General features: G+C 64.1%; 17 protein-coding genes and 2 tRNA genes. 17 read left to right on the top strand and 2 right to left on the bottom strand.

The features are described 5' to 3' along the window. The first annotated feature begins 71 nt into the window (after positions 1-71). From AC5I5I_RS17300 to AC5I5I_RS17270, 7 genes are all read left to right on the top strand, one after another. Positions 72-833, top strand: a complete 762-nt coding sequence (locus AC5I5I_RS17300; RefSeq protein WP_495975159.1) for an SIR2 family NAD-dependent protein deacylase — start codon at positions 72-74, stop codon at positions 831-833. Between the two features lie 153 nt (positions 834-986). Further along, entirely contained in the window at positions 987-1595 is a 609-nt protein-coding gene (locus AC5I5I_RS17295) for a cold-shock protein (RefSeq protein ID WP_495975158.1), read from the top strand. A 276-nt stretch (positions 1596-1871) separates the two neighbouring features. Next, positions 1872-2363 (top strand): DUF192 domain-containing protein, encoded by a 492-nt coding sequence (locus AC5I5I_RS17290; protein WP_495975157.1) that lies wholly within the window; start codon positions 1872-1874, stop codon positions 2361-2363. Positions 2364-2478: 115 nt separating this feature from the next. Continuing rightward, positions 2479-2555, top strand: a tRNA-Pro gene (locus AC5I5I_RS17285). A 37-nt stretch (positions 2556-2592) separates the two neighbouring features. After that, positions 2593-2898, top strand: coding sequence for an ETC complex I subunit (locus tag AC5I5I_RS17280; protein ID WP_495975156.1), 306 nt, complete (start codon positions 2593-2595; stop codon positions 2896-2898). Between the two features lie 161 nt (positions 2899-3059). Continuing rightward, the gene (locus tag AC5I5I_RS17275; RefSeq protein ID WP_495975155.1) at positions 3060-3464 is read left to right on the top strand and encodes a RidA family protein; all 405 of its coding nucleotides are present in this window, start codon (positions 3060-3062) and stop codon (positions 3462-3464) included. A 3-nt stretch (positions 3465-3467) separates the two neighbouring features. Next, positions 3468-3905, top strand: a complete 438-nt coding sequence (locus AC5I5I_RS17270; protein WP_495975154.1) for a hypothetical protein — start codon at positions 3468-3470, stop codon at positions 3903-3905. 41 nt (positions 3906-3946) lie between these two features. Here AC5I5I_RS17270 and AC5I5I_RS17265 read toward each other — a convergent pair. Beyond that, positions 3947-4023, bottom strand: a tRNA-Arg gene (locus AC5I5I_RS17265). 202 nt (positions 4024-4225) lie between these two features. Here AC5I5I_RS17265 and AC5I5I_RS17260 point away from each other — a divergent pair. Next, entirely contained in the window at positions 4226-5200 is a 975-nt protein-coding gene (locus tag AC5I5I_RS17260; RefSeq protein ID WP_495975329.1) for a formylglycine-generating enzyme family protein, read from the top strand. Positions 5201-5239: 39 nt separating this feature from the next. Here AC5I5I_RS17260 and AC5I5I_RS17255 read toward each other — a convergent pair whose 3' ends face one another. After that, positions 5240-7030 carry a tetratricopeptide repeat protein gene (locus AC5I5I_RS17255; RefSeq protein WP_495975153.1) on the bottom strand — a complete coding sequence of 597 codons (1791 nt, stop codon included), beginning with the start codon at positions 7028-7030 and terminating at the stop codon, positions 5240-5242. Positions 7031-7360: 330 nt separating this feature from the next. Here AC5I5I_RS17255 and AC5I5I_RS17250 point away from each other — a divergent pair, with 330 nt between their 5' ends. The 9 genes from AC5I5I_RS17250 (at position 7361) to pbpC (ending at position 20416) form a co-directional block, all read left to right on the top strand. Further along, positions 7361-7609, top strand: coding sequence for a hypothetical protein (locus tag AC5I5I_RS17250; protein WP_495975152.1), 249 nt, complete (start codon positions 7361-7363; stop codon positions 7607-7609). Between the two features lie 65 nt (positions 7610-7674). After that, complete coding sequence (locus tag AC5I5I_RS17245; RefSeq protein WP_495975151.1) at positions 7675-8187, top strand: hypothetical protein; 513 nt, start codon at positions 7675-7677, stop codon at positions 8185-8187. A gap of 4 nt (positions 8188-8191) precedes the next feature. Continuing rightward, a complete protein-coding gene (locus tag AC5I5I_RS17240) occupies positions 8192-8650 on the top strand; it encodes a YidH family protein (RefSeq protein ID WP_495975150.1) in 459 nt (152 codons plus the stop codon). 124 nt (positions 8651-8774) lie between these two features. Then, positions 8775-10283, top strand: a complete 1509-nt coding sequence (locus AC5I5I_RS17235; protein WP_495975149.1) for an arylsulfatase — start codon at positions 8775-8777, stop codon at positions 10281-10283. 73 nt (positions 10284-10356) lie between these two features. Beyond that, positions 10357-10716: a DUF1622 domain-containing protein gene (locus tag AC5I5I_RS17230; RefSeq protein ID WP_495975148.1), complete on the top strand. Its 360-nt coding sequence runs from the start codon at positions 10357-10359 to the stop codon at positions 10714-10716. A gap of 9 nt (positions 10717-10725) precedes the next feature. After that, entirely contained in the window at positions 10726-11733 is a 1008-nt protein-coding gene (locus tag AC5I5I_RS17225; protein ID WP_495975147.1) for an HAD family hydrolase, read from the top strand. A 223-nt stretch (positions 11734-11956) separates the two neighbouring features. Then, positions 11957-12964: a SphA family protein gene (locus tag AC5I5I_RS17220; RefSeq protein WP_495975146.1), complete on the top strand. Its 1008-nt coding sequence runs from the start codon at positions 11957-11959 to the stop codon at positions 12962-12964. A gap of 166 nt (positions 12965-13130) precedes the next feature. Then, positions 13131-18359, top strand: coding sequence for an alpha-2-macroglobulin family protein (locus AC5I5I_RS17215; protein WP_495975145.1), 5229 nt, complete (start codon positions 13131-13133; stop codon positions 18357-18359). After that, positions 18356-20416, top strand: coding sequence for a penicillin-binding protein 1C (gene pbpC, locus AC5I5I_RS17210; RefSeq protein WP_495975144.1), 2061 nt, complete (start codon positions 18356-18358; stop codon positions 20414-20416). The genes AC5I5I_RS17215 and pbpC overlap by 4 nt, the downstream gene beginning before the upstream one ends. Positions 20417-20458 lie beyond the last annotated feature (42 nt).

Below are 20458 nucleotides of genomic sequence, written 5' to 3'. Positions count from 1 at the left end.
GTTGCGCATCGCGGCCGCCTCACGCCATATTCGGCCGCATCGATACGCCCGCACCGTGAGAGCCTGAAGGAATGATCGCGCCCGATCTTGAAACCGCGACCGCTTCGCTGCGCGAGATGATCGACGCGTCGGAACGCATAGTGCCGTTCACCGGCGCCGGCATCTCGACCGAAAGCGGTATTCCGGATTTTCGTTCGCCCGGCGGATTGTGGACCAAGACGCAACCGATTCCATTCGATCAGTTCCTCGCGAGCCGCGAGATGCGCGACGAAGCGTGGCGACGCCGCTTCGCGATGGAAGAGTATTTCGGCCGCGCAAAACCCACACGCGGACACCTCGCGCTGGCATCGCTGTATCGGATCGGCAAGTCGCCGGGCGTGATCACGCAGAATATCGACAATCTGCACCAGGCCGCGGGCGTGCCGCCGGAACATGTGATCGAGTTGCATGGCAACACCACATTCGCGACCTGCCTCGACTGCGCGAAGCGGTACGAATTGACACACATCAAGGAAAAATTCGATTCGGCGGGCGGTCGTGCGCCGGATTGCGATTGCGGCGGCTATATCAAGAGCGCAACAATCTCGTTCGGACAGGCGATGCCGGAACAGGCGATGCTGCGGGCGCAGGAGTGGGCGCAGGATTGCGACCTGTTCGTCGCGATCGGCTCGTCGCTCGTGGTATGGCCGGCGGCGGGCTTTCCGTTGCAGGCGAAAAAGAACGGTTCGCGTCTCGTGATTATCAACAGAGAGCCGACCGAGTTCGATTCGATCGCGGATCTGGTCATTCGCCACGATATTGGCGATACGCTGGCGCCTCTGATCGCTCACTGATTCGTGTCAAGATACTTTTGCACAGGGCCTCTGTAATCGTTTGCGGCCTTCATTTTCCCCTTTTACAAACACCGGTCAGTGTTACTCTTGAGACGAAGAGATTCGTCTCAAGCGTTCGGAAGAGACGCTAACAGAAGCGGCGGCGCGGCGGTCATGGCGTCCGGCGAGATGGGGACAAAGTTGTCCGGTGCAGGTTACGATCTGGGGCCAGATCGTCACACAGGGGTGGCGGATGAAACCGCTACAGACCTGGTTGAAATCTCAGGCACCATAAAATGGTTCGACGTGTCGAAGGGCTTCGGCTTCATCGTCCCTGACGATGGTTCCGCCGATGTCCTGCTGCACGTGACGTGCTTGCGCCGGGACGGTTTCCAGACCGCCTATGAAGGTGCACGCGTGGTCTGCGAAGTGCTGAACCGTCCCAAGGGGGCTCAGGCCTTTCGCATTCTCTCGATGGATGAGAGCACCGCGATCCATCCGGCGCAGATGCCGGCACCGCGCACGCATGTCACGGTGACACCGACGTCGGGACTCGAGCGCGTCATCGTCAAGTGGTTCAATCGCTTGCGAGGCTTCGGCTTCGTGACCCGCGGCGACGGAACTCCGGACATCTTCGTCCATATGGAAACGCTCCGCCGCTACGGCATGACCGAGCTGCGTCCCGGCCAGACCGTGCTGGTCCGCTTCGGCCCCGGCCCCAAGGGCCTGATGGCTGCGGAAGTGCATCCCGACGGTGGATCTCTCGGGCCGTCCTCACATTAGTCTGACGTCCTGAGTCAGTCTCCGAGAGCAGCGTCCCGTCAGCCGAAGCGTTGCGGCCCTCGCAGGATCGTGAATCCAGGCTCGATCAAAACGCCCACTTTGCCATTTGTCCTCAAAAGCGAGCGCTTGTAAAAGCGACCGCGGCAAGTGGATGAATGCGGTGGGCCGGATTGACCTGGAACATCGGGGAAACTCGGACCATCTGGACACCCGGAACGTGATCGCCGCTGACAGCATGTCTCGCGCGACCGATTCCACGGCAAGGCGGTTGGCGTAATGTCTTTGCAATCTGCATCATTGGCTTTCGTGCCGGCGCAGCGGTGCCTGCAGGCGGCGCTTGTGTTCGTGCTGGTGTTGCTCGCGGGCCAGCAGGCGGCGCGCGCCGCCGACGACACGACGCTCGAGATCGTCACCCAGAATGGCGTGCACGTGTTCACCGTGGAAATGGCCAGGACCGACGAGGAGCGGCAGAAGGGTCTGATGTTCCGCAAGGAAATGCCGGAAGGCACCGGCATGCTGTTCGACTTCAAGCCCGATCAGAACGTCTCGATGTGGATGCGCAACACCTACATCCCGCTCGACATGCTCTTCATCAATGGCGACGGCACGATCCGGCGCATCGCGGAAAACACCGAGCCCATGTCCGAGCGGACCATTCCGTCGGGGGGGCCGGTTCGCGGCGTGTTCGAGGTGATCGCCGGCACCGCGAAGAAGCTCGGCATCAAGGCTGGCGACAAGGTCGCCCATCCGCTGTTTTCCGACCGGTAACGCCGGACCGGCGGCACCGCCGCCGGGATTTCTTGCGGGCCCGGTCGTCCGCCATGCCGGTCTGCTTGCGGCGCCGCCGCAAAGTCCCTATTCATGCTCCGACGTCGGCCCGGATCGGGGCATAGCGCAGCCTGGTAGCGCATCTGCTTTGGGAGCAGAGGGTCGCAGGTTCGAATCCTGCTGCCCCGACCAACCGTTCCGCCGGCACGTGAGGGGATTTGCGAGCCACATGACCGCACGCATCTACAAGCCGGCCCGGACCGCGATGCAGTCCGGTACCGCCAAGACCAAGGCCTGGGTGCTGGATTTCGAGCCGGAAGCGCCGCGCGTAGTGGAGCCGCTGATGGGCTGGACCTCATCGACCGACATGAAGAGCCAGGTCCGGCTGCGGTTCGCAAGTCGCGAAGAGGCTGTGGCGTATTGCGAGCGGGAAGGGATCGCCTACCAGGTGTTCGAGCCGAAAGAGCCTGTCCGCCGCGCCATTGCCTATGCCGACAATTTCGCGTTCCAGCGGCGCGGTCTCTGGACGCACTGACGGACGCCTCCGGCGCGGCCGACTGATCCGCCGCAAACCGGACGGCGCTCCGGGTTCCGGATAACCGTCTCCCTCTCTCTCTCTCTGCCCGGGCCATTGCCTGTCACGGCGCGTGTGCGCGATAAGGGGACAGCCGATCTCCACAAAGCCGGGAGTGCGCTGTGGCAAAACCGCGTTTCCTCAATCCGCCGACGCTCTACAAGCCGCCGGGCTACAGCCATGTCGTCGAGGTCAGGGGCCCGGGGCGCGTCGTCTATATTGCGGGCCAGCTTGGATTCGATGCGCAGGGTAACCTGGTCGGCGCGCCCGGCGACTTTCGCGCGCAGGCAATGCAGGCCTTCGAAAACCTGAAGCTTGCTCTGGCCGCTGTCGGCGCCGGCTTCGGTGACGTGGTCAAGCTCAACAATTATCTGACCGACATGTCGCATTTGCCGGTGTTTCGCGAGGTGCGCGATCACTATCTCAATGTCTCGGCGCCGCCGGCTTCGACTACGATCGAAATTTCGAAATTCGCGCGCGACGGTGCGTTGATCGAAATCGAAGCGGTGGTGATGCTGGCGGACTAGACGATGGCCGCCGCAGCACGCGGGTTCGGTGTTCGGGCTGCAGCGGTCCTGCTGCTGATCGCAGTGTCGGTTGGCGCCGGCTCGTCGCAGAACCGGGATGCCCAGGCCGATGCGCCGGCCAAGGTCGATGTGGTGCGGGAACTGCAACGCGCGGTGCGCGAGAATGACCGGGCGTGGCTTGCGGCGCGCATTCGTTACCCGCTGCGCTATCACGGCCGGACCATCGCGGTGATCCGCAATCGCGACGACTTCCTGCGCGGCTATGACAGTTTCGTCTCCGACCGGCTGCGCCGCGCGATCCTTGGCCAGGACCCCGAGCGGGTGTTCGAGAACTGGCAGGGCATGATGGTCGGCGAGGGCGCCCACAATATGTGGTTGCGCGAAAGCGGGGAGGGCAACGCGGCCCGCTACGAGATCGTGACGATCAACGATTCACGATAGACTGGCCGGTGTTGCGGGCCGCGATCCGGCCGGTTCGGCGATGGCGACCCCGGGATGACTCGAACATCCAACCGCCGGATTAGAAATCCGATGCTCTATCCAGTTGAGCTACGGGGCCTTGGTCTGCCTTGCCCTGGCGTGGCAAATCTGCCGGACCCAGAGCAGGGCCCATATAGCTTCGTTCGGCCGGGCCTTCAAACGCCGCCCTGACGCTGCCCGCGCTTTTTTACCGGTTCGGCATGGTGCGCCGGACGCCGCGGGGCGCTAGGGTGATGTGGGGCAGAGTGGCGGCGGCTGGCTTCGGAGATCGCACGATGGCGATGATCGCTGAGACACGGATACCGGTCGACGCCGACGACCGGCTGCGCGGCATGATCCGAATCGAGGGTGGCACGTTCCACATGGGCTCGGACCGGCATTACCCGGAAGAGGCGCCGGTGCACCGCGTCAGCGTCGACGGTTTCTGGATCGACCGCACGCCTGTGACCAACCGGCAATTCAAGGACTTCGTCAAAGCCACCGGCCATGTGACCTTCGCGGAAATCCCCCCCGACCCGAAGGACTACCCGAACGCGCTGCCGCACATGCTCTATGCCGGATCGCTGGTGTTCACACCGCCGGCGGGGCCTGTCGATCTGCGCAACTGGGGCCAGTGGTGGACCTTTCTCAAAGGAGCGGACTGGCGTCATCCATACGGCCCGAAGAGCAACATCAACGGGCTCGACAATCATCCGGTCGTCCATGTCGCCTATTCCGACGCGCTCGCTTATGCGCGCTGGGCCGGCAAGGATCTGCCGACCGAAGCGGAGTGGGAATTCGCCGCGCGCGGCGGGTTGGACGGCGCCGAATACGCATGGGGCGACGAACTCACGCCGGGCGGCGAACATCGCGCCAATACCTGGCAGGGCAATTTTCCGCATGAGAATCTGGCGCGCGACGGGTTCACGCGCACGTCCCCGGTGACGGCGTTTCCGCCGAACGGCTACGGCGTCCACGACATGATCGGCAATACCTGGGAATGGACGTCGGACTGGTATGCGCCGAAACACGAAGCCGATGCCGCGAAGGCTTGCTGCGTGCCGGAAAATCCGCGCGGCGCGCGCGAGGATGCAAGCTACGATCCCTGCCAGCCGGAGATCAAAATCCCGCGCAAGGTCTTGAAGGGCGGCTCGCATCTGTGCGCGCCAAATTACTGCCGGCGTTATCGCCCCGCCGCGCGTCATCCCGAGCCGGTCGATACCTCGACCAGCCATGTCAGCTTCCGCTGCGTGGTGCGAAAGGCTGAGCCCGCCTGAAACGCAAGCTGGCCGGGCAATTCGATCTTGCCGGAACGATTAGTTCGCCGCGAGGCGATTGGCCTTTTGCAGGCTCGCCATCAGTGGCTCGACGATTTCGTCTATCGCCCCGTGCCGCCGCATAAAGTCTGCTGGATCTCGTCCCACCGGTTCGTCCCGGGCCAACCGTTCCAAGGCGCGCTGGGCGTCCTGCGGCTTTCCGAGCTCGGTGTTTGCGACCGCGAGCAACAGCTGGCTGAAGCCGGTATCACCGAGTGCAGCCCGCTCGGACACTTCCAGCATTCCGGCGTAATCGTGCTTGAGATACAGATCGACCGCGACCAGGTGATAGTACCAACTCGGCGGATTCACGGTGCGCTCGATCGCGCGCTTGAGGATCGGGATGCCTTCCTCGAACTTGCCGCGCACGGCGAGACGCCAGCCCAGCTGCGCCAGCACCTCCGGGTCGTTGGGATTGAGCGCGGCAGCCTGGCGGGCGATGCGCTCGCTGTCATCGTAGCGCCCGAGATAGTGAAACGTCGCGGCGAGTGCCTTGAGCGCCAGCGGGTTTTTGGGCTGCAGGGTTGCGGCGCGTGAGGTTGCCTGAAGCGCCTTCTCGTATTCCTTCGCTCGTTCGCTATCGCCGGTATAGCCAAGGCGTCCGGCGTCCACGTGAAGCCATCCAAGCATCGCCCAGGCATCGCTGTAATCCGGGTCGCGCCTCACGGCCTGTTCAAGACACTGCAATGCGGGACCGAACTCCGTCCTGTTGAAGCTACGCCGATAGCTGTAGGCGCGGAGCACACAGACATAGCTCTGCATGCTCGACACCATCGGCGTCGCCCGTTGGGTGCCAATATCGTTCCTGACCGCGCCATAAGGCTGGCCGATCGCGGTCGCGATTTCCGCGGCCATGTCGCTCTGGACCCCTATGATAGCCTGCGGATCGGATGGACGCCTGAACGCTCCGGTCCAGATCACCTGTCCGGTCTGAGCGCTCACCACCTGGGCTGCGACAAGGATCTCTTCGGGATCGGTGCGGACGCTGCCGTGAACGACATAGGTCACGCCGAGATTTCGGCCCAGCTCGGCAGGGTCGCCCTTCATCTGGGTTTCGGCGGCTGCCGGCAAAGAATAGACGCGAAATCCGGGAAACCGGAACAGGTTGTTGACCAACTCGATCCTGATGCCCTGGGCGAGGTAGGACGTGTTTTGCGTCGAGCCGAGCGCCTCGAAAGGCAGGATGACGAGGGCGGGTTCGCGTGCGGCGGCGGCCGAGGGGACCTGTGTTCGTCCAGCGAACAAGAACCAGCCAATGGGAACGACTGCAATCATCGTTGCGATCAGGGCGCCGGCGGCAAGGACATTCCGAAAATTCCGACCGCTTGCCGCAACGGCCTCCGGTTCGATGATGCTGTCCGCAACAGCGCTGACGTCCGCCGCGCGATCGCCATCGTCGGTCGAGCGCGCCTCCGGCTTGTGCTGCCATTCGATGCTGGGTGCGTAGGAGCCCTTGGGGATGGAGATGCGGACCGGATCGTTGACGCCGGCATGAACGTAATAGCTGTCGAGATCGCGTCGCAGCCGCCTTGCCTCCAGGCGCACCACGGGGTCCGCGTTGGGGTCGAAGGTATCGTCGCGGCCAAACACCGCCAGCGCGACGGAATACCCTTTCAGCCTGTCGGCTCTCCCGGCCAATGCCTCTTCAACGATGTATCGCAGGAATTCACGCCGCTTTTGACTCGCGGGAAAGTGCTGGCTTGACAGTATACGGTCGAGTTCGCGGCGCGCGTCGTCCGGCGGTACGCTCGTGAGCTCCTGCTCCGGCTTGGTGACGATAGGATGTTGCACTGCGGCACGTCCTGCTGAGGACAGACAGACTATTTCAAACGAAACAACCCGCGATAGTCACAACGCGGTGTTGGCCAACCGATTGACATTCATCCCACAATCTCGCGCTCCTTCCGAACGGATTGCCAGCGCCAGGTCATCGCTTCAACCCCGATCCCGGACGATCGCAGCGCCCCTCAAAATTCGTCGGGGTACCGAAATAGGGGGTGCGAACATGTTCGCACCTTCTGTGCACACGGCCATGACGCTATCAGCGGTCGGGATGAAAGACAGTCAACGCTTCTGACGCGATGTTTCTGACTCGGCGCGGCCGAAATCCGGACCTCTGCAATGGAGCAGATTTTAACAATCATCGATCGATTTCCGCGCCGCGAATTCGAGATTCGTCAACGCTGCGCCAACGATCAGCAATTTCGCTCCGTATGCGAGGACTATGAAGAAGCCTCGGCGGCGCTGCGTCATTGGGAGAAGGCGGCGCGAGAAGGAGATCGCCGGGTCGAGGAGTACCGTTTGTTTCTGACCGAACTGGAAGCCGAGGTCCTGGCGCAACTGGACAGGCCGCGCCGGAACGCGGGGTAACGATGCGGATCCCGGGAAGAGGGATCGGTCGAACACGAGATTGCACGTCCTTGAGGTCCGTCAGAATGACGTCCGATACTCCGTCTCGCCTGGCGTTGACGTTCACGTGGTTCGTTGTCGCGTTGTGCGTCGGTTTGCTCGCCATCGGCATCGTCTGGCACGGACTTTCGCTCGAGGTTCAGCAACGGTTCTGGACCAACATCTTCGACCGCTTCAGCGGGCCAATGACTTTCCGCGTCTTCCTGCAGCCGACGATGGCGTTCATCGCCGCCCTGCATGACGGGCTCAAGGATGCCCGCGGGGTGCACAAGTCTTTCTTCTGGTCGGCGTGGTTCGATCGCTCGCTCCCGACCGGGCGCCTGCGCGAGGGACTGATCTCGGTTGCACGGGTCCTGTTTCTCGGAATGAGCATGGATTTCATCTACCAGCTCAGGGAGCTGGATGCGTTCTACCCAGCGGAAGCCGCCGTGATCGCGATCCTGCTGGCCGTGATCCCGTATTTCATCTTCCGCTGGATCGTCGAAGTCGTCGCGCGCCGGTGGTTCGCGCGCCATCCGAAGTCGCAATCGCAGGAATAACGGAATGGACCCGGTCCATATCAAGTCGCCGACGGACGACCCTTCGGTCGAATTGGCCTCGCGCCGAACCGGCATGTCGTTCCAGCGCACCCGCATGAGCGCGGACCGTACGTTGATGTCGGTCATCCGCACGTCGCTGTCGCTGATCGGCTTCGGATTCACGATCTTCCAGTTTTTCGAGAAGTTGAAAGAAGCGGGAACGCTCGCTCATGCGGGTGCGCCGCGCAATTTCGGCATCGCGCTGGTTGCGCTGGGCATCGTCATGCTTGTCGGAGGGATCATCTACCACGTGCAGTTCATGCTGCATCTGCGTCATCAGCGTGAAGCGATGATTGCCGAGGGGCTGGTGCATGGCGAGAGCAAGTTTCCGGTCTCGCTGACGCTCCTGACTGCCGTCATCCTGCTGCTGATCGGCGTCACCGCGATAACCAGCATGCTGTTCAATATCGGGCCGTTCGGATGAGGCGAATGGAGAAAAACAAAGGAGACGAAGTCTAGGAGGCCGGCGCGAACGCGCCCATCAAAGTGCGGCAAGTTGGCTTTTCAATTCAAGAACACTCAAACGTCACTGGGAAAGGGATAACGCTATGGCGAAGAAACCTAATTTTCTAATTCTATGGGGCGACGATATCGGCCAGTCGAACCTGAGTATCTACACCCGCGGCCTGATGGGCTACCGGACGCCCAATATCGACAAGATCGGGGAGCAGGGCGCGCTGTTCACCGACTATTACGGCGAGCAAAGCTGCACGGCCGGCCGCGCCTCGTTCATCACCGGTCAATCAGGGTTGCGTACCGGTCTGACCAAGGTCGGGTTGCCGGGCGCAGACCTCGGCATGCGTGCGGAGGATCCGAACATCCCCGAACTGCTGAAGCCGCTCGGCTATGCCACCGGCCAGTTCGGCAAGAACCATTTCGGCGACAAGGACGAGCACTTGCCGACGATGCACGGGTTCGACGAGTTCTTCGGCAACCTCTACCACCTCAATGCCGAGGAAGAACCTGAGCTTCCTGACTATCCAAACGAGAAGGACTTCCCGGATTTCAAGAAGAAGTTCGGTCCGCGCGGCGTGCTGCACTCCTGGGCGGATGGCAAGGGTGGCCAGAAGATAGAGAATACCGGCCCGCTCACCAAGAAGCGCATGGAAACCTGCGACATCGAATTCCTCGAAGCCGCGCAGAAATTCATCAGGCAGGCGGTCAAGGACGACAAGCCGTTCTTCGTCTGGTTCAACACCACGCACATGCATTTCCGCACCCATATCGAGGATCGCATCCGCGGTCAGTCGGGGCGCTGGCAGTCGGAATACCATGACTGCATGATCGAGCATGACAGGCATATCGGCATGATGCTCGACCTGCTTGACGAGCTCGGCGTGACCGACAACACCATGGTCATGTATTCGACCGACAACGGGCCGCACATGAATTCGTGGCCGGATGCCGGCATGACGCCGTTCCGCAACGAAAAGAACTCGAACTGGGAGGGCGCCTACCGTGTACCGTGTCTGGTGCGCTGGCCGGGCGTGATCAAGCCCGGCACGGTCGTCAACGACATCGTCGCCCATCTCGACTGGCTGCCGACCATCGTCGACGCCGCCGGCGATCCCAATATCAAGGAGAAGTTGAAGAAAGGCGGCGTCGAGGCGAACGGCAAGAAGTTCAAGGTCCATCTCGATGGCTTCAGCCTGATGCCGTTCTTTACCGGCAAGGCGAAGAAACCAGACCGAAAGGGCTTTTTCTACTTCACCGACGACGGCGATCTTGCCTGTCTGCGCTACGACAACTGGAAGGTCGTTTTCATGGAGCAGCGCGTCCGCGGCACATTGCAGATCTGGGCGGAGCCCTTCATAACGCTGCGCGTTCCGAAGATGTTCAATCTGCGAACCGATCCGTACGAGCGCGCGGACGTGACATCCAACACTTACTATGACTGGCTGCTCGACCACGTCTTCCTTCTTGTTCCCGCTCAGGTGGGCGTGGCTGAATTCCTGGGCACGTTCAAGGAATTCCCGCCACGGCAGAAGGCGGCAAGCTTCGGCATCGATCAGGTGATGGAGAAGATGACGGAAGCCGCCGCAGGCGGGCATCGCTAGCCTTTCCAAAAGCGCGAGACTTGGGCGGCGGGAGCCATCCCGCCGCCCGTCATGACAGCCGGGGATATCGCGCATGCTGAAGGAATGGCTGGTCGTCATCACCGAGCAGGCCGTGGTCGTCATCGACTTCATGGCGCTGATCGTGATCCTGATCGGCACCTTCGAGGCTTTCATCCGCGGTGGCTGGGTCCTTGTGTCCTCGCGGTCCGGGCATGAGCGGCGCGATGTGTGGCTCCGATACGCGCGCTGGCTGGTGGCGGGGCTGACGTTCCAGCTCGCCGCCGATATCATCGAGACATCGATCACGCCCTCCTGGGAGGAGCTTGCCAAGGTTGGCGCGATCGCGGTGATCCGGACGTTCCTGAATTTCTTTCTCGAACGCGATCTGAACGAAGTAAGAGAACGCGAACGCGAAGCAGCGGAAGCGCGATAGGAGAATTGAATGGCGTGGCGAAATGCGCTGAGATCGCTGACGCTGGCGGGCGCGATCCTGCTCGCCACGCTGGCAGCGGTATCGGCCCAGACCGATCCGCTGCCCTCATGGAACGAGGGCGCGGTGAAAAAGGCGATCACCGATTTCGTCACCCGGGTGACGACGCCGGGTTCACCTGATTTCGTGCCGGAGCCCGAACGGATCGCGACTTTCGACAATGACGGCACGCTGTGGTGCGAAATGCCGTTCTATTTCCAGATGGCGTTTGCGTTCGACCGCCTCAGGGCGATGGCGCCCCAGCATCCGGAATGGAAAACCAAAGAGCCGTTCCGTTCGCTGCTGAAGGGCGATGTCGCCACCGCGGCGAAAGCCGGCGAGAAGGGGCTGCTGGCCGTGGTGGCGGCCACGCATTCCGGCATGACGGTGCCGCAGTTCGAAGTGCTGGTTAGCGACTGGATCAAGACCGCGCGGCATCCGCGGTTCAAGCGGCCCTATAACGAACTGGTCTACCAGCCAATGCTGGAGGTGCTCGCCTATCTGCGCGCCAACGGCTTCAGGACCTTCATCGTCTCCGGTGGCGGCATGGACTTCATGCGCCCTTGGGCGCCGGCGGCCTACGGCATCCCGCCGCAGCAGATCGTCGGATCGTCCGGCGTCACGCAATTCCGGCTCAACAAGAACGGCAAGGGCGAATTGGTCAAGACCGCGAAGGTGGATTTCATCGACGACGGTCCGGGCAAGCCGGTTGGCATCAACCGCAATATCGGGCGTCAGCCGATCATCGCATTCGGCAATTCCGACGGCGACCTGCAGATGCTGCAATACACGACGTCGGGCACCGGCGCGCGGCTTGGTGTCTATGTGCACCACGACGATGCGGTGCGGGAATATGCCTATGACCGCAAGTCGCAAATCGGCAAGCTCGACAAGGGACTGGACCAAGCGCCGAAATGGGGCTGGCCGGTGATCTCGATGAAGAACGACTGGAAAGTCATTTTCCCATTCGAGATGAAGTAGGCGGGGGATCGCCCTGGCCTGGCCCCGGCACGATCCTTGGATGCAGCGATGTGGATACGAGTGGCGTGACGGCCGGTCCGAAGCGGATGGGCATTTTCCAGCGCAACGGAAGTTGCAATAGTTCATGAGTTGAGGTCGTGCGAGTCGGGGGGCGTCCGTGACCGGGATAAAGTTACGTGCGGGTTTACGCGGTTACATGGTGGCGGCTGTCGTGGCGGGAGCCATGGCGCCATGCCAGGCGCTCGCCGATCAGGGCGGCGTCAGCTTCTATGTCCCGGGATTGTTCGGCAGCTTCGCCGCATCACCGCTGGTGCCGGGCTGGAGCCTCGCGACCATCTACTACCACACCTCGGTGGAGGCCAGCGGCGCGCTCGCGGCGGCCAAGCAGGTGGAAATCGGCCGGCTAAACCCGCGCAACGTGCCGGTCAATCTCAGTCTCGATCTCAATCTCACCGGTCGCGCCGATATTGTCTTCGCCTCGCCGCAATATGTCTTCGAGCAGAAGATCCTGGGTGGCCAGTTCGCGCTCAGCATGCTGGCCGCCTATGGCCGCAATGCCGCGACGCTCGACGGCACGCTTACCGCATCCGCCGGTCCGTTGACCGTCACGCGGCAAGGATCGATCTCGGATTCGGTCACGGCTTTCACCGACGTGTTTCCGCAGGCCAGCCTGCGCTGGAATGCCGGCGTGCATAATCTTATGGTCTACACCACGACCAATGTCCGGGTCGGCAGCTACGAACGGACACGGCTCGCCAACACCGGGCTCGGCTTCAATGGCTGGGACAGCGGCCTGGGCTATACCTATCTCGATCCCGCCAAGGGCCACGAATTCTCGGCGACCTTCGGGGTGACCTACAACAACGTCAATCACGACACCGGCTACCAGAACGGGGTCGATTATCATCTCGATGTCGCTGCGGCGCAGTTCCTGAACAAGCAGTTCTATGTTGGCGCGGTGGGTTATGCCTACAACCAGTTCACCGACGACAAGGGCGCGCCTGCCTTCGTGCAAGACCCGAAGTCGCGCGTCTTCGGCATTGGGCCGCAGCTGGGTTACCTGTTCGAGGCGGCGCCTGGTGTCGCCGGACTGTTGGCGGTGAAGGGCTATTACGAGTTCGAGAGCCATTACCGTGCTGAAGGCTGGAACGTCTGGCTGACGCTCAATCTCTCGCCGGCGGCGCCGACCGAGCAGAAGTCGGCGCCGGCGCGCCGTCCGCAATGGAAGTAAGCCGCGCGAAGCCAACCGGATTCTACGGACAATGGACGCTGATTTCGCGCTTGTGATCGGCGGCGATATTGACGCGGTATAAAAGGTCACGAACTCGACACCTTTTGTCGATGACCTGAAGCAGTCCCGCCGGAATCGTTCGCCGCCGGGGAGGAGGATCCCGCCCATGTTCGCGTCCATCCGCGCTGGCCTGTTTGCCGCGCTGCTCGCCTGCGCCTTCTCCGTGTCCGCCATTCCGCCCGCCGCAGCCCAGACGCCAGATGCGGAAAAGCCATTCTCGCGCAGCGATCTCGATGACGCCGCGGTGCGGCTCGAAGCGCAGATCAAGACCGATTCCGGACAGGTCACCAAGCCGGCGGGCCAGCTCCGCCGCGAGATGGACGAGGCCTTCAAGAAGAACGATTTCCGCGCCGGCCTGCAATTGCTTGGGCAGATCGTTTCGGTGGAGCCGGACGATGCCACCAGCTGGCTGCGCCTGGCACGCAGCGTGGCGCAGATCCGCCCGGCCAATGCGAAGGAGCGCACCCTGCTGCTGGAGCGCTCGGCGACTGCGGGCTACATCGCCTATGAGCGGTCCGACGACCCGGCGGAGCAGGCCGAGGCGCTGCGGATCATCGGCAATTCCTTTGCCGAGCGCCGCGTATGGCGACCGGCGCTCGACGCGCTGCGCTACTCGCTCGAGCTGCGCGAGGTGGCCGACATCCGCGCGCAGTTCGAACGGCTGCGAGAAGAACACGGCTTCCGGCTGCTCGACTACACCGTCGATGCCGATGCGTCCTCGCCGCGCGCCTGCTTCCAGTTCTCCGAGACCCTGCCGGGCAAGCGCACCGACTTCCTGCCGTTTATCTCGGTGCCGGGCATCGACCGCCCGGCGGTCACCGCCGACGAGAAGCAGCTTTGCGTCGAGGGCCTGAAGCACGGCGAGCGTTACACCATCACGCTGCGCGCCGGCTTGCCGTCGACCGCCGAGCCGCTGGCGCGTGCCGCCGACTTCACCATCTATGTCCGCGACCGCCGGCCGCAGATCCGCTTTACGGGAAAGTCCTATGTGCTGCCGCGCACCGGTCAGCAGGGCATTCCGCTGGTTGCCGTGAACAGTAAGGTGGCCAAGGTCGACATCTATCGCGTCGGCGACCGCAACCTGATCGACACCGTGCTCGGCAGCGATTTCCAGCGCGCACTCTCCCGCTACGATGCCGAACAGCTACGCGACGAGCGCGGCCAGCAGGTCTGGACCGGCGAACTCGCGCTTGAGTATTCGCTCAATAACGAAGTCACCACCGCGTTTCCGATTGACCAGGCGCTGGGCGAACTGAAGCCCGGCGTGTATGCGATGGTTGCGGCCCCCAAGGATGCCGATCCGGGCGACGATTTTTCCACGCTGGCCACGCAATGGTTCATCGTCTCCGATCTCGGCCTGGCGGCGTTCTCCGGCAATGACGGGATCCATGCCACGGTCAATTCGCTGGCCACGACCGCACCGGTCAGCGGCATGGAGGTGCGGCTGTTGTCGCGCAGCAACGAGGTGCTGGCAATCCGGCGCACCGATGCCAATGGACAGGTGCAGTTCGAGTCCAATCTGACCCGCGGCGAGGGCGGTCTGTCGCCGGCGCTGATCGTCGCCAGTGCCGCCGCGGACTACGCCTTCCTCAGTCTGAAAACGCCGGCCTTCGATCTGTCGGATCGCGGGGTGGCCGGGCGCAAGGCGCCGGATGGCCTCGATGCGTTTGTCGTGACCGAGCGCGGCGTCTATCGCACCGGCGAGACGGTGCACATCACGGCATTGCTGCGCGACGCAGCGTCGATCGCAGCACCGGGCGGTGTGCCGCTCACGCTCGTGGTCGAGCGGCCGGATGGCGTCGAATACCGGCGCATGGTGCTGAAGGACGAAGGGCAGGGCGGCCGTTCGCTGTCGATGCCGATCGCCCAGACCGCCTCGACCGGCACCTGGCGTGTGAAAGCCTTCACCGATCCGAAGCGCCCCGCAATCGGCGAAGCCACCTTCATGGTGGAAGATTATGTGCCGGATCGCCTCGAATTCGAACTGGCGTCGCCCACCGGCAAGATCGCGCCGGATGCGCCGGCCGAGGTCACGCTGAACGGCCGCTTCCTCTACGGCGCGCCCGCGGCCAATCTCGAGATCGAAGGCGAGTTGCTCGTCAGCGCCGCAAAGGAACGGCCCGGCTTCCCCGGCTATCAGTTCGGCACCGGCGAACGGGTGGATGCCGAACAGCAGCCGCTGAACGACCTGTCCGCCACCGATGAAAACGGCAAGGCCACCTTCGAGGTTTCGCTCGACAAGCTGCCGACCACCGAGCGTCTGCTCGAAGCGCGCATTACGATCCGGCTGGCCGAGTCCGGCGGACGCGCGGTGGAACGCAAGCTGACGCTGCCGGTCACGCCGGCGGGCGACATGATCGGCGTGCGGCCGCTGTTCAACGGCCGTTCGCTTGGCGAGAGCGACAACGCCAGCTTCGACGTGATCATGGTCGATCCGGACGGCAAGCGGATCGTGAAATCCGGGCTGCGCTACGAATTGCTGCGGATCGAGAGCCGCTACCAATGGTACCGGCAGAACGGCTACTGGAATTACGAGCCGGTGAAGTCGTCGCGGCGGATCGCCGATGGCAGCATCGATGCCACGGACGGTCAGCCGGCGCGTATTTCGCTGCCGGTGACCTGGGGGCGCTACCGCCTCGATGTGTCCGATGACAGCGGCGCGCTGACCCAGGTGTCGTTCGACGCCGGCTTCTATGCCGAGGCTGGCTCCGATACGCCCGACCTGCTCGAAATCGCGCTGGACAAGCCCGAATACCGGGCCGGCGACACCATGAATGTTGCAGTCACCGCCCGCAGCAACGGTCGCGTGACCCTCAACGTGGTCGGCGACCGCATGCTCTCGACAGTCACCGCCGATGTGAAGACCGGTATCAACCAGCTTTCGGTACCGGTCGGCAAGGACTGGGGCAACGGCGCGTATGTGGTCGCGACGCTGCGCCGCCCGCTGGATGCGGCGGCGAAGCGGATGCCGGGCCGCGCCATCGGTGTGCAATGGTTCTTCGTCGACAAGGCGACCCGCACGCTCGGCATGGACATGACCTTGCCGCAGGTGATCCGGCCCAACACCACGCTGCGGGTGCCGGTGAAACTGACCGGGCTCACGCCCGGCGAAGATGCGCGCATTGTCGTTGCCGCGGTCGATGTCGGCATCCTCAATCTCACCAATTACAAGCCGCCGGCTCCGGATGAGTATTTCCTCGGCCAGCGCCGCCTGAGTGCGGAGGTGCGTGACCTTTACGGACAACTGATCGACGGCATGCAGGGCACCCGCGGCGCGATCCGCACCGGTGGCGACGATGGCGGCGGCGCGATGGAAGGCTCGCCCCCGGCGCAGAAGCCGCTCGCGCTCTATTCCGGTATCGTGCAGGTGAAGCCGGACGGCACCGCGGAGGTCGCGTTCGAGATTCCGGCGTTTGCCGGCACCGCGCGCGTCATGGGCATGGCATGGAGCCGCGGGCGCGTCGGCAAGGCCGTGGGCGACGTTATCATCCGCGATCCGGTGGTGGTGACGGCGACGTTGCCGCGCTTCCTCAATACTGGCGACAGGTCGACGCTCCATCTCGACCTCGACAATGTCGAAGGGCAGGCGGGCGACTACGCGGTCACGATCGCCGCGCAGGGTGCCTCCGGCGCCGCGGCCAAAATCGAAGACAAGATCACGCTGCGCCAAAAGCAGCGTCAGGCCGTGTCGTTTCCGCTGGAGGTCTCGACCGCCGGCGCCGCCAAAATCACCGTCAAGGTGAGTGGACCCGGCGGCTTCGCACTCGAACGCGACTATGCGCTGACCGTGCGGCCGGCCAACCAGTTGCTCACCCGACGGACGGTGCGCCAGATCGCCAAGGGCGAAAGCATCACGCTGTCGAACGATCTGTTCGCCGATCTTGTCCCGGGCACCGGCAGCGTCGCGCTGTCGGTCGGGCCGTCGACCGCGCTGGATGCGGCGGCAATTCTCAAGTCGCTCGACCGCTATCCGTTCGGCTGCTCCGAACAGATCGCGAGCCGCGCCATGCCGCTTCTGTACGTGAATGACCTTGCGGCGTCGGCCCAGCTCGCGCTGGATACCGATGCCGACCAGCGCATCCGCGACTCGATCGACCGGCTTCTGGCGCGGCAGGGAAGCAACGGCTCGTTCGGCCTGTGGTCGACCGGTGGCGACGATCCCTGGCTCGATGCCTATGTCACCGACTTCCTGACCCGGGCGCGCGAGCGTGGCTTCGCGGTCCCGGATGCGGGCTTCCGGCTCGCGATCGACCGGCTGCGCAACAACATTTCGGTGGCGCCCGAACCCTCCAAGGATGGCGGCCGTCAGCTTGCCTATGCGCTCTATGTTCTGGCGCGCAACGGCTCGGCGCCGGTCGGCGATCTGCGCTATCTCGCCGATACCAAGCTTGCGGCGCTCGCCACCCCGATCGCGAAGGCGCAACTCGCGGCCGCGCTCGGACTGCTGGGCGACAAGTTGCGTGCCGATCGCGTGTTCCAGGCGGCGCTGGACCAGCTTTCGCCGCAGCCGAAACTGGAATTCGGCCGCGAGGATTATGGCTCGGCGTTGCGGGATTCGGCGGCGCTGGTGACGCTTGCCTCCGAGAGCAATGCGCCACGGCCGACGGTTGCGGCCGGTATCTCCCGGATCGAGGCGGCGCGGCAGTTGTCGGTCGTAACCTCGACGCAGGAGAATGCATGGCTGGTGCTGGCGGCACGGGCGATCGCCAAGGACGCAACGGGCGTGGCGCTGTCCGTGAACGGAGCCAGGCGGCAGGGCGCGCTATATCGCAGCATCAACGCCGCTGCCTTGCAGACCGCGCCGCTCATCGTCGCCAATAACGGCGAGGAGACGGTGCAGGCGGTGGTGTCGGTGACCGGCGCGCCGATTGTGCCGGAACCTGCCGCGGAGAGTGGCTTCAAGATCGAGCGCAACTATTTCACGCTCGATGGCGAGGCGGTCGATATCGCGACGGCGAAACAGAATGACCGCTATGCGGTGGTGCTGAAGATCACCGAAGCGCAGCCGCAATTCGGCCGGATCATCGTCGCCGATTATCTGCCGGCCGGTTTCGAGATCGACAATCCGCGTCTGGTCTCGTCCGGCGATACCGGCACGCTCGGCTGGATCCAGCTCGCCAAGGCGCCGGAGCATGCCGAGTTCCGCGACGATCGTTTCACTGCGGCGTTCAATCGCGACGCCAAGGACCCGGCGATCTTCACGGTGGCCTATGTGGTGCGGGCGGTGGCGCCCGGCAGCTATGTCCATCCGCAGGCTTTCGTCGAGGACATGTACCGGCCCGACCGTTTCGGCCGCACCGCGACCGGCAAGATCGAGGTGACGAAAGGCAAATGAGGCGGGCGCTCGCCATTGCCCTGTCCGGCACGACGCTGCTCGCAGGCGGCGCCCTTGCGGCAGGATTGTGGGTGCGGGCGTTGCCGCCTTTGCCGCAGCCGGCCGCCTTGTCTTACTCGGTCGAAGTGGTGGACCGGGACGGCCGGTTGCTGCGGCCCTATGCGACGGAGCAGGGCCGCTGGCGGCTGAAAGCGGATGTCGAGGACGTCGACCCGCGTTATCTGGCGATGCTGATCGCCTACGAGGACAAGCGTTTCAGATCCCATGGCGGGGTTGACCCAGTCGCCATCACCAGGGCCGCCTGGCAATGGGCGCTCCATCGCGAGATCGTATCTGGGGCATCCACCATCACCATGCAGGTCGCGCGCCTGCTCGAACCGCGCAACGAACGCACGCTCGGCGCCAAGCTGCGGCAGATGGTGCGCGCGATCCAGCTCGAACGCGCGATGAGCAAGGAGGAGATCCTGTCGCTCTATCTGTCGCTTGCGCCCTATGGCGGCAATCTCGAGGGCGTGCGTGCGGCGTCGCTTGCCTATTTCGGCAAGGAGCCGAAACGGCTGTCGCGCGCCGAAGCCGCACTCCTCGTGGCGCTGCCGCAATCGCCGGAAGCGCGGCGTCCCGACCGCTCGCCAGAGCGCGCCAGACAGGCGCGCGCGCGTGTGCTCGATCGGGTCGCAGATGCGAGCGGCGTTCCTGCCGACGAGGTTGCGGCCGCCAAAACCGGTCCGATGCCGTTGCAGCGCCAAGCGATGCCGGCGCTCGCACCCCATGCCGCCGATCAGGCGGTCGTCGCAACGCCGGACAGCCGGCGGATCGAACTCACGCTCGATGGGCGTTTGCAGCAGGCGCTTGAGATGCTGGCGCGCGAGCGCGCGGATGCGCTGGGGACCGAAATTTCAGTCGCGATCGTTGCAGTGGATCACGCCAGCGGTGAAATCCTGGCCCGCGTCGCCTCGCCGGATTTTTTCGACAAGGGGCGGGCCGGGCAGGTCGACCTGACACGTGCCTTGCGTTCTCCGGGTTCGGCGCTCAAGCCCTTTATCTATGGTCTCGCCTTCGAGGACGGACTGGCGCATCCGGAAACCCTGATCGACGATCGTCCGGCCCGCTACGGCAGCTACGCGCCGGAGAATTTCGATCTGACCTTCCAGGGCACGGTGCCGGTGCGCAAGGCGCTGCAATTGTCGCTGAACGTGCCGGCGGTGGCGCTACTTGATCGGGTCGGCGCCGCGCGCCTGACCGCGCGGCTGTCGCAGGCCGGTGGCGACATGGTGTTCCCCAAGGGCGAAGTGCCCGGCCTCGCCATGGGACTGGGCGGCGTCGGCGTGACGCTCACCGACCTCACCATGCTGTATGCCGGGCTGGCGCGGCAGGGCATGACCATTCCGCTGGTCGAGCGGCGCAGCGAGACCGCGCTGGCGCGTCCGCCGCGGCGGCTGCTCGACCCGGTCGCGGCCTGGTATGTCGGCAATGTGCTGATCGGCAGCCCGCCGCCGGAGAACGCGGCCCGCAACCGCATCGCCTTCAAGACCGGCACGTCGTATGGCTATCGCGATGCCTGGGCGGTTGGATTCGACGGCCGGCGCACCATCGGCGTCTGGGTCGGACGGCCGGACGGCGCGCCGGTGCCGGGCATCCTCGGGCGCACGGCGGCGGCCCCGATCCTGTTCGACGCCTTTGCGCGCTCCGGCGAGCTTCCCGCGCCGCTCCCGCCGGCGCCGAAAGGAGCGATCCTGGCTGTCAACGGCAAGCTGCCGCTCCCGCTCCAGCGCTTCGATTCCGACGGCCCGGCGACCCGTCAGGGCGAGCGCGTCCGCATCATGTTCCCGCCGCATGGCGCCCGGCTCGAACTCGCCTCGGTCGATGGCAAGCCGGAGCCGGTGGCGCTGAAGATTGCCGGCGGTGTTGCGCCGCTGACGGTGCTGGTTAACGGCGTGCCGCAGGAGCGCGGCTCCGGGCGCACCATTTTCTTCGATCCGAAGGGCCCGGGCTTCGTCCGGCTGACCGTTGTTGACGGAAAAGGCACAGCCGACAGCGTCATGGTGCGGTTGCAGTAACCGGTTCTTCCCGGCCCCTGCCTTTTTCCCTATGGTCCGCCC

Source organism: Pseudorhodoplanes sp., assembly GCF_059499825.1.
Note: the sequence above shows the minus strand (reverse complement) of the source record. Positions and strands in the feature narration are given on the sequence as shown.

Excerpts from the sequence above, each read along its gene's own strand:
- AC5I5I_RS17300 (WP_495975159.1), top strand. The coding sequence starts at position 72 with ATGATCGCGCCCGATCTTGAAACCGCGACCGCTTCGCTGCGCGAGATG.
- AC5I5I_RS17295 (WP_495975158.1), top strand. The coding sequence starts at position 987 with ATGGCGTCCGGCGAGATGGGGACAAAGTTGTCCGGTGCAGGTTACGAT.
- AC5I5I_RS17290 (WP_495975157.1), top strand. The coding sequence starts at position 1,872 with ATGTCTTTGCAATCTGCATCATTGGCTTTCGTGCCGGCGCAGCGGTGC.
- AC5I5I_RS17280 (WP_495975156.1), top strand. The coding sequence starts at position 2,593 with ATGACCGCACGCATCTACAAGCCGGCCCGGACCGCGATGCAGTCCGGT.
- AC5I5I_RS17270 (WP_495975154.1), top strand. The coding sequence starts at position 3,468 with ATGGCCGCCGCAGCACGCGGGTTCGGTGTTCGGGCTGCAGCGGTCCTG.
- AC5I5I_RS17260 (WP_495975329.1), top strand. The coding sequence starts at position 4,226 with ATGATCGCTGAGACACGGATACCGGTCGACGCCGACGACCGGCTGCGC.
- AC5I5I_RS17250 (WP_495975152.1), top strand. The coding sequence starts at position 7,361 with ATGGAGCAGATTTTAACAATCATCGATCGATTTCCGCGCCGCGAATTC.
- AC5I5I_RS17245 (WP_495975151.1), top strand. The coding sequence starts at position 7,675 with ATGACGTCCGATACTCCGTCTCGCCTGGCGTTGACGTTCACGTGGTTC.
- AC5I5I_RS17240 (WP_495975150.1), top strand. The coding sequence starts at position 8,192 with ATGGACCCGGTCCATATCAAGTCGCCGACGGACGACCCTTCGGTCGAA.
- AC5I5I_RS17235 (WP_495975149.1), top strand. The coding sequence starts at position 8,775 with ATGGCGAAGAAACCTAATTTTCTAATTCTATGGGGCGACGATATCGGC.
- AC5I5I_RS17230 (WP_495975148.1), top strand. The coding sequence starts at position 10,357 with ATGCTGAAGGAATGGCTGGTCGTCATCACCGAGCAGGCCGTGGTCGTC.
- AC5I5I_RS17225 (WP_495975147.1), top strand. The coding sequence starts at position 10,726 with ATGGCGTGGCGAAATGCGCTGAGATCGCTGACGCTGGCGGGCGCGATC.
- AC5I5I_RS17220 (WP_495975146.1), top strand. The coding sequence starts at position 11,957 with ATGGCGCCATGCCAGGCGCTCGCCGATCAGGGCGGCGTCAGCTTCTAT.
- AC5I5I_RS17215 (WP_495975145.1), top strand. The coding sequence starts at position 13,131 with ATGTTCGCGTCCATCCGCGCTGGCCTGTTTGCCGCGCTGCTCGCCTGC.
- pbpC (WP_495975144.1), top strand. The coding sequence starts at position 18,356 with ATGAGGCGGGCGCTCGCCATTGCCCTGTCCGGCACGACGCTGCTCGCA.